Origin of the sequence: Microbacterium sp. DT81.1, from assembly GCF_049844955.1 — a bacterium.
Classification (GTDB): domain Bacteria; phylum Actinomycetota; class Actinomycetes; order Actinomycetales; family Microbacteriaceae; genus Microbacterium.
Genome location: NZ_JBNCMA010000002.1, coordinates 492469 through 519336 on the forward strand (window position 1 = coordinate 492469; position 26868 = coordinate 519336).

The 26868-nt window shown below is 69.7% G+C and carries 26 protein-coding genes; 16 read left to right on the forward strand and 10 right to left on the reverse strand.

What is annotated here, in order from left to right:
- The first annotated feature begins 114 nt into the window (after positions 1 to 114).
- From ACLQ2Q_RS07565 to ACLQ2Q_RS07580, 4 genes are all read left to right on the forward strand, one after another.
- Positions 115 to 1155: a LacI family DNA-binding transcriptional regulator gene (locus ACLQ2Q_RS07565; protein ID WP_425819586.1), complete on the forward strand. Its 1041-nt coding sequence runs from the start codon at positions 115 to 117 to the stop codon at positions 1153 to 1155.
- A gap of 122 nt (positions 1156 to 1277) precedes the next feature.
- Positions 1278 to 2252 carry an ROK family protein gene (locus ACLQ2Q_RS07570; protein WP_425819588.1) on the forward strand — a complete coding sequence of 325 codons (975 nt, stop codon included), beginning with the start codon at positions 1278 to 1280 and terminating at the stop codon, positions 2250 to 2252.
- Positions 2242 to 2835, forward strand: coding sequence for a D-sedoheptulose-7-phosphate isomerase (locus tag ACLQ2Q_RS07575; protein WP_425819590.1), 594 nt, complete (start codon positions 2242 to 2244; stop codon positions 2833 to 2835). The genes ACLQ2Q_RS07570 and ACLQ2Q_RS07575 overlap by 11 nt, the downstream gene beginning before the upstream one ends.
- Entirely contained in the window at positions 2832 to 5441 is a 2610-nt protein-coding gene (locus ACLQ2Q_RS07580) for an alpha-mannosidase (protein ID WP_425819592.1), read from the forward strand. Before ACLQ2Q_RS07575 ends, ACLQ2Q_RS07580 begins: the two co-directional genes overlap by 4 nt.
- Before the next feature lie 47 nt (positions 5442 to 5488).
- On the opposite strand, the gene ACLQ2Q_RS07585 is transcribed toward ACLQ2Q_RS07580, so the two are convergent.
- Genes ACLQ2Q_RS07585 through ACLQ2Q_RS07595 form a run of 3 tightly spaced genes read right to left on the reverse strand, consistent with a single transcriptional unit; the run spans position 5489 to position 10193 of the window.
- On the reverse strand, positions 5489 to 6454 hold the full coding sequence (locus ACLQ2Q_RS07585; protein WP_425819594.1) for an NAD-dependent epimerase/dehydratase family protein: 966 nt from the start codon (positions 6452 to 6454) through the stop codon (positions 5489 to 5491).
- Entirely contained in the window at positions 6451 to 9174 is a 2724-nt protein-coding gene (locus ACLQ2Q_RS07590) for an alpha/beta fold hydrolase (protein ID WP_425819596.1), read from the reverse strand. Before ACLQ2Q_RS07590 ends, ACLQ2Q_RS07585 begins: the two co-directional genes overlap by 4 nt.
- Complete coding sequence (locus ACLQ2Q_RS07595; protein WP_425819598.1) at positions 9171 to 10193, reverse strand: 3-oxoacyl-ACP synthase III; 1023 nt, start codon at positions 10191 to 10193, stop codon at positions 9171 to 9173. The genes ACLQ2Q_RS07590 and ACLQ2Q_RS07595 overlap by 4 nt, the downstream gene beginning before the upstream one ends.
- Positions 10194 to 10388: 195 nt before the next feature.
- On the opposite strand from ACLQ2Q_RS07595, the gene ACLQ2Q_RS07600 reads away from it, so the two are divergent.
- Complete coding sequence (locus ACLQ2Q_RS07600) at positions 10389 to 11615, forward strand: low temperature requirement protein A (RefSeq protein ID WP_425819600.1); 1227 nt, start codon at positions 10389 to 10391, stop codon at positions 11613 to 11615.
- Positions 11616 to 11630: 15 nt separating this feature from the next.
- Here ACLQ2Q_RS07600 and ACLQ2Q_RS07605 read toward each other — a convergent pair whose 3' ends face one another.
- A complete protein-coding gene (locus ACLQ2Q_RS07605) occupies positions 11631 to 12632 on the reverse strand; it encodes an alpha/beta fold hydrolase (RefSeq protein ID WP_425819602.1) in 1002 nt (333 codons plus the stop codon).
- A 164-nt stretch (positions 12633 to 12796) separates the two neighbouring features.
- A complete protein-coding gene (locus tag ACLQ2Q_RS07610) occupies positions 12797 to 12931 on the reverse strand; it encodes a hypothetical protein (RefSeq protein WP_425819604.1) in 135 nt (44 codons plus the stop codon).
- A 112-nt stretch (positions 12932 to 13043) separates the two neighbouring features.
- On the opposite strand from ACLQ2Q_RS07610, the gene ACLQ2Q_RS07615 reads away from it, so the two are divergent.
- The 3 genes from ACLQ2Q_RS07615 to ACLQ2Q_RS07625 all read left to right on the forward strand — a co-directional run bounded on the left by ACLQ2Q_RS07615 (position 13044) and on the right by ACLQ2Q_RS07625 (position 14613).
- A complete protein-coding gene (locus tag ACLQ2Q_RS07615; RefSeq protein WP_425819606.1) occupies positions 13044 to 13370 on the forward strand; it encodes an ArsR/SmtB family transcription factor in 327 nt (108 codons plus the stop codon).
- A complete protein-coding gene (locus tag ACLQ2Q_RS07620; RefSeq protein WP_425819608.1) occupies positions 13370 to 13810 on the forward strand; it encodes an SRPBCC family protein in 441 nt (146 codons plus the stop codon). The genes ACLQ2Q_RS07615 and ACLQ2Q_RS07620 overlap by 1 nt, the downstream gene beginning before the upstream one ends.
- A gap of 92 nt (positions 13811 to 13902) precedes the next feature.
- Entirely contained in the window at positions 13903 to 14613 is a 711-nt protein-coding gene (locus ACLQ2Q_RS07625; protein WP_425819610.1) for a hypothetical protein, read from the forward strand.
- Here the strand turns inward: ACLQ2Q_RS07625 and ACLQ2Q_RS07630 are convergent.
- From ACLQ2Q_RS07630 to ACLQ2Q_RS07645, 4 genes are read right to left on the reverse strand one after another with little or no spacing between them, the layout of a single operon-like run.
- The gene (locus ACLQ2Q_RS07630) at positions 14598 to 15044 is read right to left on the reverse strand and encodes a DUF2510 domain-containing protein (protein ID WP_425819963.1); all 447 of its coding nucleotides are present in this window, start codon (positions 15042 to 15044) and stop codon (positions 14598 to 14600) included. The genes ACLQ2Q_RS07625 and ACLQ2Q_RS07630 overlap by 16 nt on opposite strands.
- Positions 14938 to 15171: a DUF2510 domain-containing protein gene (locus ACLQ2Q_RS07635; protein WP_425819612.1), complete on the reverse strand. Its 234-nt coding sequence runs from the start codon at positions 15169 to 15171 to the stop codon at positions 14938 to 14940. The genes ACLQ2Q_RS07630 and ACLQ2Q_RS07635 overlap by 107 nt, the downstream gene beginning before the upstream one ends.
- Positions 15172 to 15216: 45 nt before the next feature.
- A complete protein-coding gene (locus tag ACLQ2Q_RS07640; protein WP_425819614.1) occupies positions 15217 to 15609 on the reverse strand; it encodes an ester cyclase in 393 nt (130 codons plus the stop codon).
- Between the two features lie 34 nt (positions 15610 to 15643).
- Positions 15644 to 16522, reverse strand: coding sequence for an aminoglycoside phosphotransferase family protein (locus ACLQ2Q_RS07645; RefSeq protein ID WP_425819616.1), 879 nt, complete (start codon positions 16520 to 16522; stop codon positions 15644 to 15646).
- 116 nt (positions 16523 to 16638) lie between these two features.
- On the opposite strand from ACLQ2Q_RS07645, the gene ACLQ2Q_RS07650 reads away from it, so the two are divergent.
- The 5 genes from ACLQ2Q_RS07650 (at position 16639) to ACLQ2Q_RS07670 (ending at position 21754) form a co-directional block, all read left to right on the forward strand.
- Complete coding sequence (locus ACLQ2Q_RS07650; RefSeq protein ID WP_425819618.1) at positions 16639 to 17580, forward strand: SMP-30/gluconolactonase/LRE family protein; 942 nt, start codon at positions 16639 to 16641, stop codon at positions 17578 to 17580.
- 121 nt (positions 17581 to 17701) lie between these two features.
- Entirely contained in the window at positions 17702 to 18340 is a 639-nt protein-coding gene (locus tag ACLQ2Q_RS07655) for a dihydrofolate reductase family protein (protein WP_425819620.1), read from the forward strand.
- Positions 18330 to 18974, forward strand: a complete 645-nt coding sequence (locus ACLQ2Q_RS07660) for a hypothetical protein (RefSeq protein WP_425819622.1) — start codon at positions 18330 to 18332, stop codon at positions 18972 to 18974. The genes ACLQ2Q_RS07655 and ACLQ2Q_RS07660 overlap by 11 nt, the downstream gene beginning before the upstream one ends.
- Before the next feature lie 75 nt (positions 18975 to 19049).
- On the forward strand, positions 19050 to 20900 hold the full coding sequence (locus ACLQ2Q_RS07665; RefSeq protein WP_425819624.1) for a glycoside hydrolase family 2 TIM barrel-domain containing protein: 1851 nt from the start codon (positions 19050 to 19052) through the stop codon (positions 20898 to 20900).
- A 29-nt stretch (positions 20901 to 20929) separates the two neighbouring features.
- Positions 20930 to 21754: a zinc-ribbon domain-containing protein gene (locus tag ACLQ2Q_RS07670; protein ID WP_425819626.1), complete on the forward strand. Its 825-nt coding sequence runs from the start codon at positions 20930 to 20932 to the stop codon at positions 21752 to 21754.
- A 72-nt stretch (positions 21755 to 21826) separates the two neighbouring features.
- Here ACLQ2Q_RS07670 and ctaD read toward each other — a convergent pair whose 3' ends face one another.
- Positions 21827 to 23587, reverse strand: coding sequence for a cytochrome c oxidase subunit I (gene ctaD, locus ACLQ2Q_RS07675; protein WP_425819628.1), 1761 nt, complete (start codon positions 23585 to 23587; stop codon positions 21827 to 21829).
- Between the two features lie 264 nt (positions 23588 to 23851).
- Here ctaD and ACLQ2Q_RS07680 point away from each other — a divergent pair, with 264 nt between their 5' ends.
- The 3 genes from ACLQ2Q_RS07680 (at position 23852) to ACLQ2Q_RS07690 (ending at position 26866) form a co-directional block, all read left to right on the forward strand.
- Positions 23852 to 25096, forward strand: coding sequence for an MFS transporter (locus ACLQ2Q_RS07680; protein ID WP_425819965.1), 1245 nt, complete (start codon positions 23852 to 23854; stop codon positions 25094 to 25096).
- Positions 25097 to 25209: 113 nt separating this feature from the next.
- The gene (locus ACLQ2Q_RS07685; RefSeq protein WP_425819630.1) at positions 25210 to 25866 is read left to right on the forward strand and encodes a hypothetical protein; all 657 of its coding nucleotides are present in this window, start codon (positions 25210 to 25212) and stop codon (positions 25864 to 25866) included.
- 55 nt (positions 25867 to 25921) lie between these two features.
- Positions 25922 to 26866 (forward strand): DUF2382 domain-containing protein, encoded by a 945-nt coding sequence (locus tag ACLQ2Q_RS07690; RefSeq protein ID WP_425819632.1) that lies wholly within the window; start codon positions 25922 to 25924, stop codon positions 26864 to 26866.
- The last annotated feature ends 2 nt before the right edge of the window (positions 26867 to 26868 follow it).

The following is a 26868-nucleotide window of genomic DNA, read 5'->3' on the forward strand; positions in this document are numbered from 1 at the left end:
TCGTTACCACAACTCGCCCACACCGCGGCTGAGGCGCCAAGACCTCGATCCGTCCCTGTGCGGCTTTCACGAGCCGACCCCAACGCGATCGACGCCCCTGGCAGCGAGGAAGACATGAGCTCCAACCCGTTCCACCCCGTCGCGGTTCCGCGGCGTCGGGCCACGATCAAAGAGGTCGCCGAGGCCGCAGGAGTGTCCCGCTCGACTGCGTCCCGTGCGCTCGGGGGCAACGGCTACGTCGCCGAACCCGTTCGTGCGCGGGTCCGTCTCGCCGCGAAGAAGCTCGGGTATGTCGTCGATGCGACGGCGCGCAGCCTCAAGCAGCAGTCGAGTCGCCTCATCGGCGTCGTCGTCTCCGACCTGAAGAACCCCTTCTACGCGGGCCTCGCCTCGGGCGCGGCGCAAGCTGCGCGCTCCGCCGGCTACACGACCGTGCTCATCGACGATCGCGATGGCGGATCGGACGAGAGCTACGCGGCCGAAGCCCTCGTCGCGCTGCGGGTGGCGGGCATCGTGGGAACGCCCGTCTCGGATGAACTCGTCACCTTCGCGCTCGGGCACGGCATCCCGGTCGTCGAGGTGGACCGGCGCTTCGCACCGGACCGGGCCACCGGGGTCGTGGTCGACAACCGTGCGGCGTCTCGTTCGGCCACCGAGCACCTTCTCGCGCTCGGGCACCGCCGGATCGCGCTTCTCATCGACGAGACGGAGTGGACCACCGGGCTCGAGCGATTGGAGGGGTACTCCGACGCGCTGCGGGGGAGCGGCCTGCCGCTCGATGACCGACTGATCGTCTCGGCCGGGTGGGATGCAGCGGACGCGCGTCGCGCAGCGAACGAACTCCTCGGCGCCGGCGATCGACCGACCGCGATCTTCGCCGCCAACAACCTGCTCGCCGAGGGGGCATGGCGCGCCGCGCACGATCGCGCGCTTCGGATCCCCTCCGACCTGTCGCTCGTCGCCTTCGACGACGCCGCGTGGATGTCGATGGTCGAGCCGGGCATCACGGCCGTCGTGCAGGACCCCGGAGCCATCGGGATCGCCGCGGTGGAGGCGGTTCTCGCCAAGATGAAGGTCCCCGCTTCACCCGCCGCGACGGTGATCGTTCCCACACGCATCGTCCATCGCGGGTCGACGGCCGCCCTCGCCGGTTGACGGCACCGCGGAGACCCGCGCGACAGCGCGAGTTGACCGCCCCGGAACGTGCCCATAGGATGTGGGAACGATGTCACAGCAATCCCACTGGACATCGATCGGTTATCGAGGCAGGGGACGTCATGGCCGCTGAGTCGCCACCGGTACTCGCACTGGACATCGGCGGGACGAAGCTCGCCGTCGGCGTCGTGACCCCGGTCGGCGACATCCGCGGCTATATCGTCGAGCCGACGCGGAAGGACGAGGGCCATCGGAAGGTGATCCGCCGCCTGTTCGCCCTGGGGCAGCAGGCGATCCGGGATGCCGCGCTCGGGCCCGTGGCAGCTGTGGGAATCAGCAGCGGTGGGCCGCTCGACCCCGAGACGGGTGTCGTGATGGCTCCCCTCAACCTGCCGGACTGGATCGACGTTCCCCTCGGCCACCTCGCGCGCGCCGAGTTCGGCATCCCGGCCGTGCTGGTGAACGACGCGACCGCCGGCATGCTGGCGGAGCATCGGTACGGCGCCGCTCGGGGAGCCGATATCGCGCTCTACCTGACCATCTCGACGGGCGTCGGCGGGGGCGCGGTCGTGCACGGCCGACTGCACCGCGGATCCGCCGGCAACGGGGGCGAGTTCGGCCACGTGATGGTGCGCCCTGGCGGCCGTCGCTGCACCTGCGGGCGGCTGGGCTGCCTCGAGGCGTACGCCTCCGGCACCTCGATCGCCGCTCGTGCACGCGACGCTCTTGAAGAGCACGGCGCGACGTCGCCTCTCGCCGCCCTGCCCGTCGTGGGGGCCGAGCAGGTCGTGGCGGCGGCGCGCGCCGGTGACGCGCTGGCCGTGCGCCTCTGGACGGAGACCACCGATGTCATCGGTCAGGCCATCACCGACCTCGTGAACACGTTCGAACCCGAAGTGGTGGTCCTCGGCGGCGGCGTCACGCGCGCCGGCGACCTATTGATCCAACCGGTCCGCGACATCGTCGCCCGCACGGGGATGCCGCTGGCGGCCGCGTCCGCGCGCATCGAGTTCGCCGAACTCGGCGAAGCCGTGTGCGTGGTGGGGGCTGCCGCCCGCGCATTCGACTATCTGGAGGAATACACCCTTGTCCGTTGATCATCCGGACTGGATGCATGCTCAGCTCAACGACCATCGCGCCGTCGCCGACGCGATGCAGGACCTTCTGCCCGGCGTTCGCTCGGTGGGCGAACTGCTCATCGAGGCGTATCAGGGGACCGGCATCCTCTACACCTTCGGCAACGGCGGCAGTGCCGCGGATGCGCAGCACCTCACGGGGGAGATCATCGGACACTACAAGCGGGATCGTCGCCCGCTGCCGGCGGTGACGCTCTCGACCGATCCGACGACCATGACCTGCATCGCGAACGACTACTCGTACGACGACGTCTTCTCGCGACAGGTGCGGGCCCTCGCGCGGCCGGGCGATGTCGTGGCCGCCTTCACGACGAGCGGGCGCAGTGCGAACATCGTCGCGGCGCTGCGCGCCGCAAAGGAGAAGGGCGCGACGACTGTGCTCTTCGGGGGTGGCGACGGTGGCCCGTCGAAGGAGTTCGCCGACGTCGCGCTGCTCGTGCCGTCATCCACCACACCACGAATCCAGGAGATGCACACCTTCATGCTCCACGCGATCTCGGAGATGGTCGACGCGTGGGCCGACGAGGACGAGGAGTACGCGTGAGCGATGCGTCGAGGGCCGGTGCCCCCACGGCCAACGCCCCGTCCGGCCCGCAGCCGCGTGACCTCCCGGCCGCCCCTAGACCCGCGGCATCCCCCGACCGCACGATCCACATGATCGGCAACGCGCACCTCGACTGCGTGTGGCTCTGGCCATGGCAGGAGGGCTACCAGGAGGCGCGCGCGACGTTCTGGTCGGCGATCCAGCGGATGGACGAGTATCCGGACTTCGTGTTCACGTGCGATCAGATGGTGCTGCTGTCGTGGGTGGAGGAGTCCGATCCCGAACTGTTCGAGCGCATCCGCGAGCGGGTCGCCGAGGGGAGATGGGTCAACGCCGGTGGGTGGTGGGTCGAACCCGACTGCAACATGCCGATGGGGGAGTCCTTCGCGCGGCAGGGGCTGTACGGACAGCGGTACCTGCAGTCCCGATTCGGCCGGATGGCGGAGGTCGGCATGAACGTCGACCCCTTCGGCCACAACGTGATGATCCCGCAGATCCTCCGCCAGCAGCGCATGGACTCGTACATGTTCCTGCGGCCGGGCCGTCAGGAGCTGGACTTCGACGACACGCTGTTCTGGTGGGAGTCGCCCGACGGCTCCCGGGTGCTCGGCTACCGCATCCCGTTCGAATACGGCAGCCCTCCGGGCGACATCGTGGGGCAGACGGAGAAGTCCCTCGGCATGCTGGACCGCAGCCTCGGGCAGATGATGGTCTTCTATGGCGTGGGCAACCACGGCGGGGGCCCGACCAGGGCGAACATCGAGTCGATTCATCGGTATGACCGGATGGGCTCGTTCGGGAGGATGAAGATGTCGTCTCCGCGGGAGTACTTCGACGAGATGCTCGCGCGAGGCCCGAGATTCCTCGACGCTCTGACCGTGCGCCGCGATGACCTCCAGCATCACGCGCCCGGATGCTACTCGTCGCACTCGGGCATCAAGGCGTGGCAGCGCCGCGCCCAGTTCGCGGTGCTCTCCGCGGAGCGGTGGGCGGCCGTCTCCGCCCTCCACGACGGGATCGAGTACCCGCGTGGGGAGCTCGAGAACGCCTGGAAGCAGATCCTGTTCAATCAGTTCCACGACATCCTGCCGGGTTCCGCGATCGAGCCGAGCTACGACGATGCCCGCGACCAGCTGGGAGAGGCCACGGCGATCGCCAAGCGCATCATCGCGAAGGCGCACAACGTGCTCGCGCGACAGGTCGACATCCCGATCGACGTGGGCACCCACCCGGTGCTGGTCTTCAACCCGCACCCGTGGCCCGTGTCGCCGGACGTCGAGCTGCAGTTCGGCAACGAGCCGACGGGCGTGCACGTCACGGATGCCGAGGGCACGACGATCGTGAGCCAGATCAGCCAGTCCACCGCGACCACCGACGACAGAAGCCGGGGCGCCATCGTCTTCCGCGCCGAGGTGCCGGCGTTCGGCTACCGCCTCTACCGCCTGCGGTCGGGCCAGGCGCGGGTGGACCCGCCTTCGCGCCCCTTGGCCGTCACCGAGTCGCTCCTCGAGAACGAGCACCTGCGCATCGAGATCGATCCGGAGACCGGCTGGATCTCGTCGCTCGTCGACAAGGCGACCGGCGTCGACGTGCTGGCGGGGACCCGCGGACAGCCGCACACCCAGGTCTGCGACGACCCCACCGACACGTGGGGCCATCGGGTCGTGTCGTACGCGTGGCCGGGCGCCGAGATGACGCTCGACCGGATCGTCGTGCGCGAGACCGGCCCGTTGCGCTCGCGGGTCCGCATCGAACGCAGCTGGGGCGCCTCCACGCTCGTCGAGGAGCTGGTCCTCTCGCACGACGGCCGTGCCCTCCGCGTGAACGCGACGCTCGACTGGCGGGAGAAGGCCCACCTGCTGAAGCTCCGGTTCCCCACGGCGCTCGAGTCGCCCACGGCAACGTTCGAGGTGCCGTTCGGGGTTCTCGAGCGTCCGGTCGACGGAGCGGAGGAGCCCGCGCAGGCGTGGGTGGACCTCACCGGCGAGGTGGCGGGTCGCTCCGCCGGCCTCACCGTGATCGCGAACGGCAAGCACGGGTGGGATGCCTCGCCGGGTGAGTCGGCGAGCATCGGCATCACCGCGGTGCGCAGCCCCGTCTACTCCTGGCACGATCCTCGGCTGCTCGACCCCGATGGCATCTACAGCTTCCAGGACCAGGGCATCCAGCGCTTCAGCTACGAACTGGTGCCGCACGTCGGCGATCACCGCGCCGCACAGCCGGCCAGGCGGGCCGCTGAGCTGGGCTCGTCGGTGCGGGCGATGCTCGAGTCGTTCCACCCCGGCGAGCTCCCGAGCAGCATGAGCTTCGCGGATGACGGTGGCTCCGGCGTTCTGGTGACCGCGATCAAGGGGAGCGAAGACGCCTCCGCAGAAGCGGGCGGTGCAGACCTCATCATCCGCGCGGTCGAGACTCGCGGCGAACACGTCCGTGCCGTGATCGATGTGCCGCTCGTCGGCCGAGTCGTCGAGGCTGACTTCAGCCCGTACCGCATCCGCACCTTCCGGGTTCCGCGCTCGGGGCCGATCGAGGAACTCGATCTGCTGGAACTGCCCCTCGAGTCGGCCGCCTACGAGCAGCCGCCGCTGACCGAGAAGAATGAGTAGCGCTCTGCGCCGAAATAGAGCGGTCCGAAGCCGCGTTCGCCCTCGGGCTAGCCGTAGCTCAGGGCCAGGCGGCGGAGCCCCTCATCGATCGACACCGACGGGGACCAGGCCAGAGCCCGGCGCGTGTCGCGCTGGTCGAACCAGTGCGACGTCGAGAGCTGTTCCGCGAGGAACCGTGTCATCGGCGGCTCGTCGATTCCGGGCTTCACGGCCCACACCCGCTCGATGGCGGACCCCGCGGCACGGCCGAGGCCCGCCGGGATGCTCCAGCCGGGAGGCCGCACCCCCGCCGCCCGGCAGATGCCCGCGAACATCTCCCCGACGGGACGCGGCTCGCCGTTGGTGAGCACGTACGCCTTGCCGTGGGCTTCATCCGCGCGGTGCAGCGCCGCGACGATGCCGGTCGCCGCGTTGTCGATGTACGTGGTGTCGACGAGCGCGGTTCCGCCGTTGAGCAGCGGAAGCCGTCCGCGGCGTGCGCGTTCGACGATGCGTCCGACGAGCATCGTGTCGCCCGGACCCCACACCAGGTGCGGACGGATCGCGAGGACGCGCATCCGGTTCGAGTCGCGGCCCAGCGCCAGGAGTTCGCCCTCCGCCTTCGTTCGCGCGTAGTCGCCGTGCGCGTGCCGAGGGGATGCCGGTTCGGCGGCCACTCCGGCGAGCGCCGAGCCGGAATACGCCACCGAGGGCGACGACACCTGGACGAAGTGCGATACTCCGATGCGTTCCGCCGCGTCGAGGAGCGAGCGGGTGCCTTCGACGTTCACGGCGCGGAACTCCTCCGGCGCCCCCGCGAGCGAGACCTTCGCCGCGAGGTGCACCACGCCCTCGGCACCATCGATCGCCCGAGCGACATCCGCCGGATCCGTGATCGAGCCGAGCACATCGGTCGCGCCGTCGACGCCCGAGGGCCGCCGCTGGAGGGTGCGGACCTGGTGGCCGGCTGCCACGAGCTCGGCTGCCACGGCGCGGCCCAGGAAACCCGAGGCGCCGGTGACGAGCACGATCACGGCGCGACCGGCCTTCCGCCGGCCAGCATCCGCTCCGCCCAGCGCGAGAGGCGGGACCGGTCGATCTTCGAGTTGTGCCGGATGTCGGTGGGTAGACGCGGGACGGCGAGCACCGCCACCAGCGGGAGGTTCGTGCTCGCCCGCACCGCGCCGCTCAGTTCCGGACCGGCGAGGCCGGGCCGAGCGGTCGGTGGCACCGTTTCCACGACGGCGACCGCCTGCCGCAGGCCGTGGGGACCGATGCCGACGACGGCGGCGCGGCGCACGGCGGCCACCAGCTCCACGTCCTGCTCGGGTCCGACGGGGGCGATCGGTCCCGTCGCCGCGACGATGACGTGCGGCATCCGTCCCTCCACCCACAGGCGGCCGCGCGCGTCGAGATGCCCGACGTCGCCGGTGCGGTGCCAGCGCTCGCCGGCACCGGCGGCCGCAGCAGCGCCATCCGGGGCGCCCGCGTCATCCTGATCGGTCGCCGTCTCGCGCTCGGCGTCGCGATCGGTGAGCCACAGCCGGTCGTAGTGATCCTTGAGATGCGCGGCCGACACGACGATCTCGCCGAGCACGCCGGGGCCGGAGCCGGGGATGCCCGTGGCCCGACCGTCTGCGTCCAGTGCGCTGATGAGCACGCGATTAGAGCCGATCGGGGGTCCGACGCAGACACCGGCGTCTGGTTCGTCCGCCGCCGACCGGATCCCGTCGAGCGTCACGTCGGTCACCAGGAGGCACTCCGTCATGCCGTAGGGGGTGTGCGGCGTCGCGTTCGGCATGAGCTCGCCGGCCGACGCGAGCAGTCCCGCGCCGATCGGGGCGCCGGTCGAGAGGAACGTCTCCACGTGGGCGAGGGCGGCCCGATCCTCCGGTGCGAGGTCGCCGGAGGTCGCGACGACGTTCAGGATGGCGGCCGGCGAGAGGAACACGATGCGGGCATCGGACTCGCGGACGGCTGCGGCGACGGCGGTTGCGGTGAGGGTGCGAGGGGACGAGACGTCCATATCCGGCGTCACCGATCGGGTGCCCAGAGCCGGCCCCAGGAGCGCGAACGGAGCGAACCCGGTCACCAGGCCGGAGTCGGCGGTCACGCCGAAGTGGCTTCCCAGGACGTCTCGCAGCGCAGAGAGCTGAGCGTGCGTGTAGATGACGCCCTTGGCCGGACCCGTGGATCCCGACGTGAAGAGGATCGCCGCGTCGTCGCGGGGGTCCGGGGCCTCGGGCACCTGGCGGTCTGCGCCCAGAGCGGCGATCTCGCCAAGGCTGCACGAGACGCGCAGGGCCCCGGCGGACACCTTGGGCAGACGCGCGGCGGAGATGCGAACGCCCGGCCAGCCGAGGGCGCGCGCGGCGATCAGGCCGGGCGCCTCGCCGATGACGAAGTCGGGCCACGAGCCGCGCACCGCTCGCGTGAGACCCCGGATGCCGAGACCCGCGTCCGCGACGACCACGACGGCTCCGATCCGCAGGCAGGCGTACACCACGGCCGTCAGCGTGGGACCAGGCGGAATCAGCAGCGAGACGCGGTGCCCCTTCCGCACGCCGATGCGGGAAAGGCCCGACGCGATCGCTCGCACCCGGTCATCCAGCTGCCGCCAGCTCACCCGCCGGGGACCCGCCTTGCCGCGTGTGGTCATGTCGGCGACCGCGATGGCTTCGTCGTCTCGACGCTCGTCGAGACGATGCCACAGGGGCGTGAAGGGCGCGTGTCCCGGCTCGTCGGACGGCGCGGGGCGAGGCGCCGGCACCCGGGAATTCGCCGGAGCACCGGTCAGACGATCGAGGTTGTCGCCCAACCACGCAAGCACCGCGTCTGCGTACGGACGGTCCTCGGCGAGCAGGTGTCCCGCGCCCTCGAACCGATGGATGTCGGCGTGCGGGAGCCGGTCGGCCAGATCGTCCAGGTAGCGATCGCTGAAGATGGGATCCTCCGGTCCCCACAGCATCAGCGCCGGAACGCCCAGCGCCGCCACGCCCGACGCGATGCGCTCCAGTTCGGAGAAGCTCTCCGAGCGTCGATCCGCCGGGATGTCGGCGACGAAGCCGCCGATCCCCTCGCGCCGCCCCGGTGACCGGTAGGGCGCGCGGTACGCGTCCTTCACCGCGCCCTCCAGCGCCGGACGGGCGAGCGCGAGCGTCGTCTCGAGGAACGCCGGGGTTCGGACCGTGGATGCCGCCAGCACTCCGCGCGCGCCCGCGACCCGCAGCGGCGCCGGAAGCGGCACGCCTTCCGGGTGGTGGATCGCGGTGTTCAGCAGCATGACGCCTGCCAGTTCGGCGGGGTGGTCGATCGCCCACCCGAGGGAGACGACGCCTCCCCAGTCGTGACCGAGGGTCACCACAGGACCGTTGAGCCCGAGCGCGTCGGTGCACGCCGCGAGGTCGACGACCCGCTGCGCCAGCGGGCGGTGCGTGCCTGTGCGCTGCGAGAAGCCCATCTCGAGCTGGTCGACCGCCACGACGCGCCACGCGGGGGAGCCGGCTTCCGCCGCACGCACCGACTCCGTGATCAGGCGGCGCCAGAGGTAGGACCACGTCGGATTTCCGTGCACCGCGAGCACCGTGCCGGCGACGGGTACGCCGAGACGCGCGAGCTCGTCGCCTGTGTCGAGGAGGTGCCATTCCCGTGTGATGCCGTCGTCCGTGCCGCGCCCGGGGACGGACAGCACGCGGCTGAATCGCGCCTCGAGCCCTGGAAGTCCGGGTGCCGGAAGCGCGGCACTGTGGCTCACCAGGCGAGTTCCATCATGGCCGTGTTCAGGCCGGAGCCGACCCCCATCAGAAGCACGCGATCGCCCCGGCGGAGCGTCGCCTGCTCTTCGACCAGTGTGATCGGTATGGAGGCGGGGCCGACGTTGCCGAAGCGGCCGAACGTCGTCGGCACCCGGGTTCGATCGAGTTTGGCCGCCTTCACGATCGCGTTCGTGTGCACCGAGGAAACCTGATGGGTGATGTAGCGGTCCATCGAGCTCCAGTTCCACTCAACGGATGCCTCTTTCCAGGCGGAGACGACGAGATCGAGGCCGCCCTTCAGCAGCGCCTTCGCATCGGTGAACATGCCGTCGACGCTGCCGACGCAGAGGTCGTGGAACTGGGTCGCGGCACGCGTGACTCCCCCGAGGATGCGGTGACCCCCGGGGTGCTCGTCGGTGCGGCCGAGCACCGCGGCGGCGGATCCGGAGCCGAGCGTGAGCGACGCGAACTCGCTCATGAACGCGTCGCGATCGACGTCGGCGTTCAGCAGCCGCTCGATGGTGTTGATCTGAATCTCGTCGGCGTCCTCGCCGTTCACAACGATGGCGTACCGGATCTGCCCGGACTCGATCATGCTGGCCGCGAGACTCATGCCGTTGACGAATCCCAGGCAGGCGTTCGCGACATCGAAGTTGACGGCGGAGCTCGGCAGCCCGAGACCGTGGTGCAGGCGCACCGCGACGGACGGCTCGAGGTGCTTGCGCGTGACCGAGGTGTTGATGAGGAGCCCGACCTCGGACGGGTGGACCCCGGCCTCGGCCAGGGCGCGCTCTCCGGCGGAGACAGTGGCGTCGTCGGATGACTCGCCGGGACCCCAGTTGCGGCGTTCGAGCACGCCGGCGACGCGTTCGAGCAGCCCGGTCGGCAGTCTGAGGCGCGCCAACGCGTCCGCCAGGCGCTCCTCGATGTCGCCGGACGTCGTCACCCGGCTGGGCAGGGCACTCGCCACCGACAAGAGAGACACATTGTCGAAGCGGGTCGTCGCATTACCGGCCACGAAACCTCCGTCGAACGAGCCCGTCGGGCGCGGTGCATCGAGTGTCAACTTTACGCCCGCTCCGGGGGCTTCACGTACGAGGGCTGGCAGCCACTATAGTTCGCCCGCCGTGCGGTGTCAGTTCCGCCCCGGCTGGAGTGACGGTGGCGGGATCTTCCTCGGCATGCGCCGGTGAGGCGCACGTAGACTGTGGATGTGAGGCGACGCATCGCTCGGGAGACCACGACGGGCCCATCGCGTCGCATCCCGATACCGAGCATCGTCGTCCGCGAGGGCACGAACCGGGTCACTACGTTCGAGCTCTTCTTCGATCTGGTCTACGTGTTCGCATTCACGCAGGTCTCGCGGCTCATGGCCGAGACGCACAGTGCGCTCGGGATCCTGCAGGCGCTCATCGTGCTGTCGCTGCTGTGGTGGACGTGGGCCGGCTTCAGCTGGATCTCGAACCAGGCCTCCGCGGATCAGCCCTTCCTCCGTTCGGGCATGACGCTCGCGATGATCGCGGTGTTCGTCGCCGCGCTCACCATTCCGGAGGCGTACGAGGATCTCGAGGGCGGGTGGTACGGACCGCTCGTGTTCGCCGGCGCGTACGCAGCCGTGCGGATCATCCACATCTCCCTGTACGCGGTCGTCGCATCCGGCGACGCTGCCCTGCGTCGTCAGCTGCTCCTGTTCCTCATCGCGCTGATCCCGGCCGTCAGCCTCATCTTCCTCGGCGCCGCGGCCGGCGGGCAGGCCCAGCTCTGGCTGTGGCTCGTGGCCATGATCTACGACCTGGCCGCGACGCGGGTGGGCTCGGTGCTCGGCCGCGGGTGGCGGCTGCCTTCCGTTGAGCACTGGGCCGAGCGCTACGGGCTCATCGTGATCCTGGCCCTCGGCGAATCGATCGTCGCCATCGGCGTGGGAGTCGCTCAGGAGCCGATCGACCTGGCGATCATCCTGGGAGCCGCGGCATCTGTCACGATCTCGGTGCTGCTGTGGTGGTCGTACTTCGCTCGCCTGGCGGCGTACGGCGAGCACGCCCTCGAACGATTCGACGAGCGGGAACGCGCGACCCTCGCCGCCGACGCGTACTCGTACGTCCACTTCGTCATCATCGCGGGCATCATCCTGACGGCCCTCGGCATCGAGGACGCGATGAAGCACATCGACGAGTCCGAGGCGTTCGGCATCTTCGGTGCCGCCGCCCTCGGAGCGGGGGTCGCGACCTTCGCCGTGGGAACGGCGCTGTTCGCCCTCCGCGTCGGCATGGGGTGGCCGTTCATGCGCACGGTCGAGGCGATTCTGCTGCTCCTCGCCATCCCGGTGTTGGCAGCGGTGCCCCCGCTCTCGGCGCTGTTCCTGGCGTTGGCGCTCATGGGCGCCGTCGCGATCATCGAAAGCAGAGCGCACAGCCGGGTCGACGCCGACGCCGCCCAGTGAGCTCGGGCGCGGAGGCTATCCGGGCTCGTCCGCGGACTTCTCCGTGACGCCGAACTCCGCCTCGGCGGAATCCTCGCGCACTTCGTCGGTCACTCCGTCGGTCGGTGGGGCGTCGTCGGCTCGCGCGTCTTCGGCATGCGTGGCGTGCGGTTCGGGATTGCTCATTTCGCTGGACCTCTCATCTGGTGGAGCGTGCGGATGTGAGACATCCTGACCCGCCGGCGCGTGCTCGGTAAGTCGGTTGACACGGGCGATCCACTCGGCAAGGAGCGCGGCGAGAAGCTCGGGTCGTTCGTGCATGAGCGCGTGCCCGGCGTCCTCCACGACGGCGAGAGTGGCCCGCGGGTGGCGTTCGAACAGCCTCATCGCTTCGGAGCATCCCGCCGTCGAGTCGCGTCGCCCGGCGACGATCAGGGTCGGCCCGGCGTACGGCGCCGATCCGGGATCCATCGCCCACCCCTCGAAGATGCGCCCGAGAGCGCCTTCATCCACGAGCGTCGTCCCGGGCACGACGTGGTCGCGGTAGCGACGAGCGGTGTCCGCCGTGCGGACCACGAAGTATTCGTCGAAGCCGTCGTGCTGGGCCGGATCGAGCTCGTCGTGCGCGTCGGCGTCCTCACGCACCACGACGTGCTGCGGCAGATCCTGCGACTGCTCGCCCAACGGGCAGAGCAAGGCGAGACCGAGCACGAGGTCTGGTCGATGGGCCGCCAGCCCGCCTGCCAGGTAGGCGCCGTAGGAGTGCCCGACCAGGAGCACCGGTCCGGCGCCGAGGTCGTCGATGAATGTGCCGAGCCGGCGCACCACATCGTCGTTGCAGACCAGACCCTCGGCTGTGGATCGACCCATGCCCGGCAGGTCGGGGTAGACGCGTCGGCAGTCGCCGAGGGGGACGACGGCCTCCATCGCAGCCTCCATCTCGCGGTGGTCCACACCGGCGCCGTGCAGCGCCACGAGCGGCGTACCGCGACCCCGCTCAACGTAGTGCACCAGGGCTCCGTTGATCCGGCTCTCCATATCGCGCGAGTGTAGCGATGACCTGGCAGTACAGCGGCGTGCTCGAACTCACTGCCTGGGGACCGATGCCGGCCGGGCGCCCGTCGAGCACGATGCCGAGCACGGCGACGAGTGCGGCGACGAGCATGGCGGATGCTGAGACGGCCAGGTAACGGCAATGCGAATTAGAGGCGCCGCCCTCGTGCTCCCTCGCCCTGGCCGACGAGCTCGCCGCGGAACTGACCGTCCTGGAGGAGCGGCTCGCCTGCCTCACGAAGAGCCGCGACGCGGTCGCGCGCTATCTCGAGCTGACGCGTCACGGAGACCTGCTGACGTCCGCGAGCACCGCCTGACGGCATCTGCTGCCCGGGTACACCGGTCCGGTTCGGCCCATCACTTGACAGTGATATCACGCCGTGATGATATGTATGCATGCACCCGCTCGAGGTTCTCGGCGATCCGGTCCGCCGACGCCTGATCGAACTGCTGGGCGACGGTCAACGTACGGCAGGTGAGCTCACCGCTCGCATCCGGGAGGAGTTCGCCGTCGGCCAGCCGGCGGTGTCGAATCAGCTGAAGGTGCTTCGAGAGACGGGGTTCGCACGCAGCACACCGCAGGGAGCGCGCCGGCTCTACGCCCTCGAACACGCGGGGCTCGACCAGGTGGACGCCTGGGTGCGTCAGCGTCGCCGCTTCTGGACCGGCCAGCTCGACGCGCTGGGCGACGCCCTGAGCGAAGACCACGGGGAGGACGCCTGATGAGAAACGATCCCCGGTCGCCCGCGACTCGAGAGCTGCGCATGGAGACGGTGGTCGCCTCGCCGCCGCCCGACGTCTGGGCGGCGTGGACGACCGAGCCGGGCCTCGCCCGCTGGTGGTGGAACCACTGGGCGGATGTCGAGATCGACGTCGACGCCCGTGTGGGCGGCGCCTACCGATTCGCTGCCCCCCACGCGGGCATCGTCGTGACGGGCACCTACCTCGAGGTTCACGAGCCCACCCGGCTCGTGTTCACGTGGGAGTGGCGTGACGCCGACGGCGTCCAGAGCGACGAGACGGTCGAGGTCGACTTCGTCGATGTGGACGGCGCCACCATGGTGGCGCTGGTCCACCGGGGGCCGTGGGCGGAGGAGTCGGCGGCGGACTCGTACAGGCAGGGCTGGGCGTTCGTCCTGGATGCGCTCGCTCGTGCGCAGTGAGGCGGACCGGCGCTGGATCGGCGGATCGTAGCCGCACGCGGAGCTGTCGAAAAGGGGAGGCCGTCTCGCCGCGTCCTCTCCATACTGGCCGGATGCTGAATCCTGCCGCCGGCTTCGTCGGCGAGGTGCTGCGCGGCCTGTTCCGCGCGATCCTTTTCGTGCGGCGTCCGCGCCCGATCCACTCCCGCGGACGCGTGCTGCGCGGGGATATCTCGTGGATCGCCGGCGCCGCGCCCTCCGGCATCCGCTGGATCGATGAACGCCCCGTGCATCCCGTGCCCGTGGTGGCGCGCCTGTCGCGATCGGTCGGGCTGCCGGCTGCTCTGCCCGACATCATCGGTCTCGCCCTGCGAACGGATGCCGCCGGCCGGACGGTCGACATCGAACTGGCGTCGACGGGCCTGGGCATCCCATCCCGATACCTGCTGCTTCCGCACCGCTCGCCGTCCCACGCGCGCTACGGCAGTCTGCTCCCGTACTGGTCTCCTCGAGGCCCGATCCTCGTCTGCGCCCGCCCTCTGACGCCATCCGAGCCGCTGCCGGCAGGGGGCCGCGCGCTCGACGAGGCGCTCGTGCGGGAGCCATGGCGGTTGCGGCTGTACCACGCCACGCCGACGGGGAAGTGGCATCCGTTCGCTCAAGTCTCGGTGCGGCTCGACGAGAACCAGGATGACACCGGCCTGCGTTTCGATTCCGTGCGCCACGCGCTTCCCGGCGCCGACACCTATCCGTGGGTGCGCGCCCTGCGCCAGCCGTCCTACCACCTGGCGCAGGATGCGCCCGTGCGTCAGCGGAGAGGCTGACCCCGCGACACGGTCTCGACCAAGGCGACGAACTGACGGGCCTGAGCGGCGAGCCTCTGCGAGATCGGAACGATCCAGAACTGCTCGACCCCGTCGATGGCCACGTAGAACTGCCGGCGGTGCACGCCCGTCTTGAGCGTGGCCTCGGTGATGGCGCCGGTGGGCCCGAAGAGAAGCCCGCCGGCGAGGGCGCGAGCCAGAGGCGATCGCTTCACGACGTCGCTCCCGGGCTCGTACGAAGCCATCGCGCCGGCGACCGGCTGACTGAGGTCGCCGTAGTGGATCCAGTCCCCGGCGACCGTGATGCCCGCGAAGGTGTGCTGCTCACCGATCGGCTGGCTGCGAGAGGTCCACCGCAGGCCATCCCACCAGCGCAGCCGTCCGCGATGATCGTCGTACCAGCCGGGACCCTGCGGGGCGGGCGGCGTCAGTGGCGAGCTGCGGAGTTCGACCCCGCGTGCCGGTCATGTCGGCGTAGTCGTCGGTCCACCGATCGCCGTCCCACCAACGCTGGTTGCCGGAGCCGTCGTCGTACCACCCCGCTTCGACGTTGCCCATCCGCCGATCGTAGCGATCTCGCGGCGTCTTATCCCGGGAGACCGATCACGCCCGCAGCTGGGCGAGCAGCTCGACGTCGCCGGTCGTGCCGGAGAACTCGGTGATGCGCCCGTTCGTCACGCGGTACATCCCGAACTGCGCCACGTTGGCGTGCCGTCGGGTGGGTGCGATGCCGAGGAACGGCCCGAGATGCGTGCCGCTCGCCCGGACGTGAGCGGCCAGGCGATCGTCCTCGACGATGAGCTGGATGCGACGCCAACGCCAGTCCGGGAACCCGTGGAACAGGTCGGCCATGTCGGCCACCCACGCGTCCTCCCCGCCCGGCAGGTGCGCGCGTCGAACCGACGGATGGACGAACGAGCGGATCGCGTCGAGATCGTGGCGGTTGCAGGCGTCGAGGTAGTCGGCGTACCACTCGCGCATCTCCCACGGCTCCACCTCCTCATTATCCGCGCGCGTTCCGCACGGACGCTCAGCGGACGTTCGCGAGGATCCGTTCGACAACAGTCCGGGCTTTCCGAGCCTCGGCCTCCGGATCATGCGACCCCGCCGCGCCGGACATCAGCAGCATGGCCTTCCACAGTGCCCAGGCGCGCCCGCGCGCCCATACCTCGTCGTGCCACGGGAGTCCGTCGCGGAACGCCCGGCGAGCGGAGTCGTCGAACACCGTCCACGCGATCGCGAGATCGCAGGCCGGGTCTCCCACACCGGACGTCCCGAAGTCGATGACGGCCGCCAGTCGCCCGTCGCGGAGCAGCAGGTTGCCTGGTGCGATGTCGCCGTGGAACCACACCGGCCGCCCCGTGATCTCGGTGTGCAGCGCCGCCTCCCAGACTGCGCGGGCGGCATCCGTATCGATCGCCCCGTCGAGCTGAACGAGCGATCGCTGCACCTCGTCGTCGTAGAACCGGGGGTGCGCGCCGCGCCAGAAGCTGTGCCGTCCCGCCGCCGGTCCCTCCGAGGGATCGACGTCCGCCAGGGCCGTCAGGAACCGCGCCACATCACGTGCGAAGCCGTCGAGATCGTGGATCGCACCCTCGCCGGCCGGTACGCCGTCGATCCAGCGGTACACCGACCACGGCCTGAGAAACTCCGCCGTCGGCATTCCGAGCGCGACGGGCTCCGGGATCTCGAAGGGAATCAGCGGGGCGATGACCGGAAGCCAGCGCTGCTCCTTCTCGACGGCCTCGGCGTAGCCGTCGGCGCTCGGCAATCGCACCAGCAGGTCGTCGCCGAGGCGAAAGGTCCGGTTGTCCCAGCCGCCGGGCACGACCGGCCGGACGGGGAGGTGAGCCCACCGGGGGAACTGCTCCATCAGGAGGCGGCGCACCAGCTCCTGGTCCAGTTCCATGCGCCCAGTCTCTCCCAGCGCCCCTCACTCGCGCACAACGACGCCTGAGGGAACGGGCACGGCGGATTCTTCGACGGCGGGCGGGTGAGCGGTCTGCGTGCCACTACGTTGACAGCATGCATCGCATCGTCACCGTTCACCCGGTTCCCGGTCCGGGCGCCGAGGATGTCGTCGTCGGCCACTCCGGCGCCGACGAGGGCGCCGTCTTCACCGGGACGGCGGACGGGTCCATCTTCCGGGTGAGCCACGGCGGGGACAGGGTCGACCGGATAGCCCGCACCCAGGGGCGGCCGCTGGGACTCGAGCTCGACCTCGACGGCCGGCTGCTGGTGTGCGATGCGCACCGGGGCCTGCTCCGCATCGACACCGGCACCGGCGACGTCGAGGTGGTCGCCGGTGAGGTCGGGGGCCGCCCGATGCGGTTCTGCAACAACGCCGCCATCGCCGCCGACGGCACCGTCTGGTTCTCCGATTCCTCCACGAAGTTCGGGATCGGGGAGTGGAAAGCGGACTTCGTCCAGAACACCCGTACCGGGCGGCTGCTGCGCCTGGACACAGACGGCACCGTCACCATCGTGCTCGACGGGCTGGCCTTCGCCAACGGAGTCGCGCTCTCCCGTGCGGAGGACTTCGTCGCCGTCGCAGAGACCGGCGCCCGCACGGTGGTCCGGCACTGGCTGAGCGGACCGAAAACCGGGACGCGCGACCTGCTCTGCGATGACCTTCCCGGCTATCCCGACAACATCGCACGCGGCAGCGACGGTCTCATCTGGGTCACCATCGCCAGCCCTCGCGATCCTCTCGTCGAGCGGCTGCAGGCGGGCCCGATGGTGCTGCGGCGGCTCTCCACCAGGCTTCCCGAGAGGCTGCAGCCCGCCCCTAAGCGCACCGTACGGGTCCAGGCTTACGACGACGAGGGGAGGCTGATCCACGACGTCGACGCCGATCCGAAGTCTCAGCAGACGCCGTACCACATGGTCACCGGCGTCCGCGAGCACGAGGGCCGCGTCTGGCTCGGCAGCCTGCACGAAGCCGCGATCGCCGTCGTCGACCTCTGACCGGGCGATCTCGACGGGGCGGTTGGCAGCGACATCCAGGGGTTGATCTCCCCTGGCGGTGGGCGTCAGGCTGGGTCCCGGCCGAGCTTCGTGGGTCCTCGGCGAATGAAGGAGGAGCCGGATGGCGAAGATCGTGGTCAGCAGCATGGTGAGCATCGACGGCTACACGGAAGGCGCAGGCGGTGACGTCTCGCAGATGCCGATGGATCTCGCCTTCGCGGAGCACAACGCGGACCGCGTGCGAGCCGCCGGCCGCCTGCTCTTCGGAGCGACGACTTACCGCGGGATGGTGCAGTACTGGCCGACTCAAGTGGAAAACCCCGATGCGATCCCGCAGGACCGCTACATCGCCTCCCGTTACGCATCGGACCTCGGTATCACCGTGGTGCCCGACACCCTCGCTCCCGCCGACATCCCGATCTGGGGCGACAGAACCGAGATCGTGTCGCGGTCGGACGCGCACGAGCATCTGCGCCAGCTGCGCGAGACCGAGGACGCCGACATCCTGGTCTTCGGCAGTCGCACCCTCTGGACCGACCTGCTCGCGCACGGCCTCGTCGACGAGCTGCACCTGCTGGTCGGCCCCAAGATCGTGGCGGGCGATGCCCGTGCGTTCAGCGATCTTCCGCAGATCGATCTCACGCTTCTGGGGGCTCGGACGTGGCGGGACTCGAGCACGGTCGTGCTGTCCTACCACCCCGACAACGCGGCCGCCGGCCTGACGCACGGCGCGGAGGACACTGGACGTCATGCGATCTGAGCAGCCGATGCCAGGGAACCCATGGCCGCACGAGATGACCATCACCGTCGAGGACCGGCCGAACGCGCTGCTGGAGCTGCTGTGGATCCGCGAGGCGTACGGCCTGCGGCTCGTCGGGGATCACCTTCCCCCACCGTTGGTGGACTCCCCGCCAGCCGTCACGGGCGGCACCAGCACACCCGCCACGCGCGGAGCGTGGGAGGAGGCGTGGCCACGGATCTGGGATGGAGCCGCCGCGCATGCCGGCGCTGAGGCGGATCCGAGTCAATTCGAGCGGCTTGGCCTGACGGGGCCGGGCTCGATCGAGCGCGCCGAGCTTCTGCGGAGGATGGTGGGTCCGACCTGGCGCGATGAGTTCGGCGACGATGCGTTCGCCGACGATTCGTACAACCGGTGGCTCCAGATCGGGATGGACGCCCATCTCGCAAAGCTGCCGATCAGCCTCGAGGACCACCCGGAGCGACGTGACCTCGCGGTCCTGATACCCGCCTGGCGCGCGGGCCTGACGAAGGTCGTCACGATCCCGTGCGCCGGCGAGTACGTGCACAGGGTCGGCGCTCATGGTCTCCTGATGACCGATGGCACACGCGAGGACAGCGACGCCTACCGGCGCGCGCTCCGATCCTTCGCGTGACGGATGGCGCGTTCTCTGGATGAGCCTGCCGAACCGGTTCTCGCCAGCGCGGGGGGCCTCGCGTAGCGTGAGTCCATGGCGCCTTCCCTGTGGCCCGAGACCTGGCCGACTGATCATCCGGACTACCCTCGCCGCCGTATGCAGCGCCGGGAATGGCAGAGCCTCAACGGCATCTGGGAGTTCGCCGTCGCGGGCGGGGTCGAGCACCCGAGCGCGATCCCGGCGTGGGATCGCCAGATCATCGTGCCGTTCGCGCCGGAGAGCGTCGCCAGCGGCATAGACGACCGCACTCTCGGGGCCGACGTCTGGTACCGCCGCGAGATCGAGTACACGCGGCGCGAGAACGTGCGGCTCCTGCTGCATTTCGGAGCGGTGGACTACCGGGCGAGGGTATGGGTCGACGGCCGTTTCGTCGGCCAGCACGAAGGAGGGCACACCCCCTTCTGGTTCGACATCACCGACGCGCTCAAGAAGAACCGCGAGGTGCATGAGATCGCGGTGTGGGCGCACGACGAGCCGCAGGGCCTGGCGCAGCCACGCGGCAAGCAGGATTGGCAGGACGAGCCGCACAGCATCTGGTACCCCCGCACAACCGGCATCTGGCAGACCGTCTGGCTCGAGGAGGTGCCGTCGCGCCGTCTGTCCGATGTGCGGCTCACGTCGCACCTGGATCGATGGACGCTCGGCTTCGAGGCCCGGCTGTACGGCCCCGACCGGGGCGAGGACCTGCGGGTGCGCCTTCGTCTCTCGGTCGGTGACCGGCTGCTCGCCGACGACCTGTACGACGTACAGGAAGAAGAGGTGCACCGCCGCGTCGCTCTGGCCGATCCCGGCATCGACGACTCCCGGAACGAACTGCTCTGGTCGCCGGACTCACCGACGCTGATCCGCGCCGAGGTGTGGCTGCTCGACGGCGACCAGGTGATGGACGAGATCCGGTCCTACACCGCGATGCGCGGCGTCAACCTGCAACGAGGGCGGATGCTGCTGAACAACCGCCCCTACCCCATGCGCCTGGTGCTCGACCAGGGCTACTGGCCCGACACCCTCATGACGCCGCCCAGCGAGGAGGCGCTCATCCGCGACATCGAACTCACCAAGGCGGCCGGGTTCAACGGCGTGCGCAAGCACCAGAAGGTCGAGGACCCTCGGTACCTCTACTGGGCGGATGTGCTCGGCCTGCTCGTCTGGGAGGAGATGCCCAGCGCCTACCGCTTCACACGCGACTCCGTCGAACGCCTGACCCGCGAGTGGGTGGAGGTGATCGACCGCGACAGCGGGCATCCGTGCATCGTCGTCTGGGTGCCATTCAACGAATCGTGGGGCGTGCCCGACCTGCCGAACGTGGAGAAGCACCGGTCGTTCGTGCAGTCGCTCTACCACCTCACCCGCACTCTCGACCCGTCGCGGCCGGTCGTCGGCAACGACGGATGGGAGTCGACGGCGACCGACATCCTGACCATCCACGACTACGAGAGCGATCCGGCCCGTCTGCTCGCCCGCTACGCCCGCACCCCGGGCGGCGGCCTGCCCGAGGCGCTGCGGAGCGCCTTCCCGGCGGGGCGCGTGATCACCCTCGACGAGCATCCGCACGACGGGCAGCCGGTGGTGCTGAGCGAATTCGGCGGCATCGCGTGCCGCACGACCGACGAACCGGGTGGCGCCTGGGGCTACTCCGTGACCGGCTCGTCGCAGGAGCTGCGCGCCACGTACGAGCAGCTGCTCAGCGCGGTGCACGAGTCGGAGATGTTCGCCGGGTTCTGCTACACGCAGCTCACCGACACCTTCCAAGAGGCGAACGGCCTGTTCACCGCACAACGTGAGCCCAAGTTCGACATCCGGGCGATGCACCGCGCGACGCGCGGGGTCCGGCAGCACCCGGCGGAGGTCCCGGTCGAGGCGGTGGATCGCGAACCGACCTCCTGATGGGGGAGGTGGCCTGTACATTGCCCGCCATGGCCGAGCGAGTGGAATCGTGGTGGGCGCGTCGCCAGTTCTCGCGCGGCGCGGAGGTGCCGTATCCGGTGGGGACGTATCGGGAGGCGTGGGCCCCGTTCCCGATGCTGATCCGCCAGTATCACCCCGAACTGAACGCCGGCATCACCCTGACGCAGGTTCCTCCGGCCGCCGATGTGCTGCTGCTGTGGCAATGCGAGGCGGGTCATCAATTCGTCGCGACGCCGGCGGAGCAGCGAGCCCGTCCGGGGCGGGAGCGTCGCCGATCGGCCTGGTGCCCGGAGTGCGCGACGCTCGCCAAGCCCCCGCGGGTGCGGCCGGCGGGCGCGACTCCGTCCACGCGTCCGCGGCCGCCGCAGGCGCTCTGCCCCAAGACCCCGCCATTGCCGGTGGGCGAGCCGTTCCAGAGCGAATGCGCGCCCAAGCCGGCGTCCGCGGTCGAGGCGAAGCTGCGCGAGGACCTGTTCGCGCGCCTCGGCGTCACCCGGGGCTTCAACGCCGTACGGGTGGGCCGGCCGTTCTTCGACCACGTCGAGGTGTGGCCCGACATCCTGCTGCCCGAACTGCGCATCGCCGTCGAATACGACAGCACCGGCCGGTTCGGGCTGGAGCATGTCGGCAAGCGCGAGGAGTCCGATCGACGCAAGGACCGCCTGTTGCGTGCGGCGCACTGGGAGGTCGTGCGCATCCGCACGGGCAAGCTCCCGCCGCTCGGACCCTACGACCTGCAGTTCTCCAGCGTGAGCCGCCGGGGCTTGGAGCGCCTGCTCGACGCGTTCCGCGACATCCGCGGGCCTCTGTTCGTGGACGCGTACCTGCAGTGACGCGGGCCTGACACCGACGCGGGCCCGACACCGACGCGCGCGTCAGGGCGGCGGCTCAGAGGGATCGCCCGCTCACGTCACCTCGCCGCTGTCCTTGTCGGCCATCGGAGCTTGGGGAGCGTCCTTCGCGGGGCCCACACCCACAGGAAGTCCGGCCTCCGGGTGGTTCATGTCGAACGCGGGGCGCTCGCTGCGGATGCGGGGGATCGAGGTGAAGTTGTGCCGCGGCGGAGGGCACGACGTCGCCCACTCCATGGAGGCGGCGTAACCCCACGGGTCGTTCACCGTGACCCGAGGCGCCTTGCGCGCCGTCACCCACACGTTGAGCAGGAACGGCAGCATCGACAGGCCGAGGAGCATCGCGCCGACGGTGGAGACCTGGTTGCCCCACGTGAATCCGTCCTGGTCGGAGTAGTCCGCGTACCGACGCGGCATGCCGTCGGCCCCCAGCCAGTGCTGGATCAGGAAGGTCATGTGGAAGCCGATGAACAGCATCCAGAAGTGCACCACGGCCAGGCGCTCGTTCAGCATCCGGCCGGTGAACTTGGGCCACCAGAAGTAGAAGCCCGCGAACATCGCGAACACCACCGTGCCGAAGACCACGTAGTGGAAATGCGCGACCACGAAGTACGAGTCCGACACGTGGAAGTCGAGCGGCGGCGAAGCCAGGATGACGCCGGTCAGGCCGCCGAACACGAATGAGATCAGGAACCCGAGCGCGAAGATCATGGGCGATTCGAAGGTCACGGATCCCCGCCACATGGTGCCGATCCAGTTGAAGATCTTCACCCCCGTCGGCACCGCGATCAGCATCGTCATGAGCGCGAAGAACGGCAGCAGCACCGCCCCGGTGACGTACATGTGGTGCGCCCACACGGCGACGGAGAGCGCGGCGATCGCGATCGTCGCGTACACAAGGGTCTTGTAGCCGAAGATCGGCTTGCGCGAGAACACCGGCAGCACCTCGGAGATGATGCCGAAGAACGGCAGCGCGATGATGTACACCTCGGGGTGCCCGAAGAACCAGAACAGGTGCTGCCACAGCAGCACGCCGCCGTTCAGCGGGTCGTAGATGTGCGACCCGAGCACCCGGTCGGATGCCGCCGCCAGCAGCGCCGCGGCCAGCACTGGGAATGCCAGAAGCACGAGCAGGCTGGTCACGAGGGTGTTCCAGGTGAAGATGGGCATCCGCCACATCGTCATGCCGGGCGCCCTCAGCGTGGTGATCGTGGTGACGAAGTTCACGGCACCCAAAATCGTGCCGAAACCGCTCATGGCAAGGCCGAGCATCCACAGGTCTCCACCCACTCCGGGCGTGAACGTCTCGCTCGCCAGAGGCTGGTACGCGGTCCACCCGAAGGATGCCGCTCCCTCCGGCGTGAGGAACCCCGACACGGCGATGGTCGAGCCGAACAGGAACAGCCAGAACGCGAAGGCGTTCAGCCGGGGGAACGCGACGTCGGGCGCACCGATCTGCAACGGCATGATCGCGTTCGCGAACCCGGCGAACAGCGGCGTCGCGAACATCAGCAGCATGATCGTGCCGTGCATCGTGAACAGCTGGTTGTACTGCTCCTTCGTCGGCACGATCTGGATCCCCGGAGCGAAGAGCTCGGCCCGGATGATCAGCGCCATGATCCCGCCCAGCAGAAAGAACATCACCGAGGCGATCAGGTACATATACCCGATCGTCTTGTGGTCAGTGGAGGTGATCCACTTGACGACGATGTTGCCCTTCTCCTCCACGCGGGTGGCGGTCAGCAGCTCGGATTGACGCGGGGGGATTCCCGTCGGGCGGATGCCGGAGGGCACACCTGTCGCGGGTGCTGCCATCGTCCGTTCCCTCCAGATCGGTGCTCGTGTCGATGAAGGAATGGTAGGAACCGCGCGGGGAGCGGTACACGGGGGTTGCCTTCGTGCGTCGGCGGGGCTATACGACTCCGCTGGTGAGTGCGGTGGACGGTGTCGGACGGGGGCGGTACTGTCGCGGTGTCGTCCGTTGATTCCGTCGAGAGAAGCGGTGCCGCCATCCCCACGACTTCTGCCGCTACATCGTTGCCCACTCCGCGCCGCGTGCAGGGCACCTACTACACACTGATGCTCGGCAACACGCTGGCGGCGTCGTTCATCTGGGGCATCAACACGCTGTTCCTGCTCGATGCCGGCCTGTCCAACTTCGAGGCGTTCGGGGCCAACGCGTTCTTCACGGCCGGCATGCTCATCTTCGAGATCCCGACGGGTGTGGTCGCGGACACCGTCGGCCGGCGCGCGTCGTTCCTTCTCGGCACGATCACGCTCGCCGGGACCACCATCCTGTACTGGCTGCTCTGGGTCTGGGAATCCCCGTTCTGGGCGTGGGCCATCGTCTCGGTGCTGCTGGGCCTCGGCTTCACGTTCTTCTCGGGCGCGGTCGATGCGTGGCTCGTCGACGCGCTCAAGGCCACGGGGTACCGAGGCAGCCTCGAGACGGTCTTCGGCAGGGCGCAGATCGTCGGCGGCATCGCGATGCTCTCCGGTTCGGTCCTCGGCGGCGTGATCGCGCAGGCGACGAACCTCGGCGTCCCGTTCCTGATCCGCTGCGGCATCCTGCTGGTGATGTTCGTGGTCGCCGCGCTGCTGATGAGGGACCTCGGCTTCGAACCGGATCGGAGCGAGGGGCCGTTGAAGGCCACACGCACGGTGCTGCGCGCCTCCATCCGCTACGGACTCGCCGATCCGCCGGTGCGCTGGCTCATGATCGCGAGCCCGTTCACCGCGGGCGTCGGCATCTACGTCTTCTACGCCCTGCAGCCGTATCTGCTCGAGCTGTGGGGCGACGAGGAGGCCTACACGGTCGCCGGGCTCGCCGCCGCGCTGGTGTCGGGTGCGTCCATCCTGGGTGGCGCCATCGCCCCGTGGGTGCGGAGGCGATTCCGCCGCCGCACGTCGACGATCCTGCTGGCCACGGTCTCCAGCGCCCTGGTGCTCGTCGGGCTCGGGCTCGTGCGGGACTTCTGGTTCGCCGTCGTGCTCGTCGCCCTGTGGGGCGTCGCGTCCGCCATCGATGACCCCGTGCACAGGGCTTACCTGAACGACATGATCCCGTCGAAGCAACGAGCGACCGTGCTCTCTTTCGACTCGCTGATGGGGTCCGGCGGCGGGGTGGTCTTCCAGCCGGTGCTGGGTCGGGTGGCGGATGTCGGGGGCTACGGCGCATCCATGCTCTGGAGCGGCGTGATCTCGGCCATCGCCGTGCCCTTCGTGCTGCTGAGCAGGGCCCAGCATCCGTCAGCCGATACGGCTCGCGATGTCACCGGGGAGGGGGAGGGCGCGCAAGCGGCAGACCCGGTGAAGGAGGGCTGAGGCCGCCGCCCATCCGCATTCCTCAGCCCGCTGCAGCCGCGCAATAATACGCGGCCGGTTCGGCCCTGGCAACCATGTGCCCTGGCTTGAAGCGGCGACCTAACCTCGTCCGCATGACTTCTCACACACCAGATCCCAACCAGTCTCGGCAGGTGTATGACGCCGACGCCCGCGACGCGGCGGTGCCGGTGGAAGGCGACGGAACGGCGCGCGGCAGCGTCGTCGAGCGCCAGAAGGAGCGGTACGGCGGCATAAAGTTCGGCTCGGCGTTCTTCGGGTGGCTGACGGCGACCGGGCTCGCCGTGCTCCTCACGGCGCTCGCCGGTGCCATCGCCGCAGCGGTCGGCCTCCAGTCGGAGGGAACCGTGGAAGAGGCCGCGGATGCCGCCGCCGACAACGCCGGAACCGTCGGCATCGTCGGTGCGATCATCGTGGCCGTCGTGCTGCTCGTCTCCTACTACGCCGGCGGCTACGTCGCCGGGCGGATGGCCCGGTTCGACGGGGCCAAGCAGGGTCTCGCCGTCTGGCTGTGGGCGCTCGTGATCGCGGTCGTCGTGGCGATCCTGACGGCGGTCGCCGGCAGCCAGTTCGACATCCTGGCCAACCTGAACAGCTTCCCGCGCATCCCGCTCGATCCGGAGAGCGCCACCCTCACGGGGATCATCACAGCGGTGCTCGCCGCGGTGATCGCCCTCATCGGCGCCATCCTCGGCGGCGTCGCCGGCATGCGGTTCCACCGGAAGGTCGACCGGGTCGGACTCGACCGCTGACCCCCGAACTCCCCCCGAAATCCTCGCCTTTCCACTAGGAACAAGAAGGAAGAGCATGATCAACACTGAGAACATCGGCGGACTCATCGGCTCGAACGTCATCGGCTCCGACGGCGACAAGATCGGATCGGTGGGCCAGGTCTACGTGGATCCCGACACGGGGCGGCCGAACTGGATCACGGTGCGGACCGGACTGTTCGGATTGCGCGAGTCCTTCGTCCCGCTCGACGCGGCGGAGCAGTCAGGGGACGACATCCGGGTGCCCTACTCGAAGGACTTCGTCAAGGACGCCCCGAACATCGACCACGAGGGAGCGCTCGAAGAAGACGAGACGGACAACCTCTACTCGTACTACGGCGGAGGCACTGCCGGCTACAGCACGGGCACGACCGGCGGCTACCGCACCGGCGATGACACCCCGGGCACCGCGGGCTACACGGCCGCCGCGACCGGCCCCGCCGGCACCGGCGCCACGACCGGCACCCCTGGTACGACCGCGACGGGCGGCGTCAGCGGCGCGGCCGGCACGTCGGGCACCGACGACTACGACACCGGACGCAGGACCGAGGGGTACGACACCGGACGCAGGACCGAGGGGTACGACACCTCCGGGCCCACCACCGACGACGCGATGACCCGCTCCGAGGAGCGGCTGCACGTCGGCACCGAGAAGGTGCAGACCGGTCGCGCGCGGCTGCGCAAGTACGTGGTCACCGAACAGCAGAACGTGACGGTTCCGGTGACGCGCGAAGAGGTGCGCGTGGAGCGTGAGCCGATCACCGACGCGAACGTCGGCAACGCCATGAGCGGTCCCGACATCAGCGAGGAGGAGCACGAGGTCGTCCTGACCGAAGAGCGCCCCGTCGTGGAGAAGGAGACCGTTCCGGTGGAGCGCGTCCGCCTCGACAAGGAGACCGTCACCGAGAACGAGACCGTCACAGGAGAGGTCCGCAAGGAGGAGATCGAGATCGAGGGCGACTCCACCACCCGCGACCGCTAGCG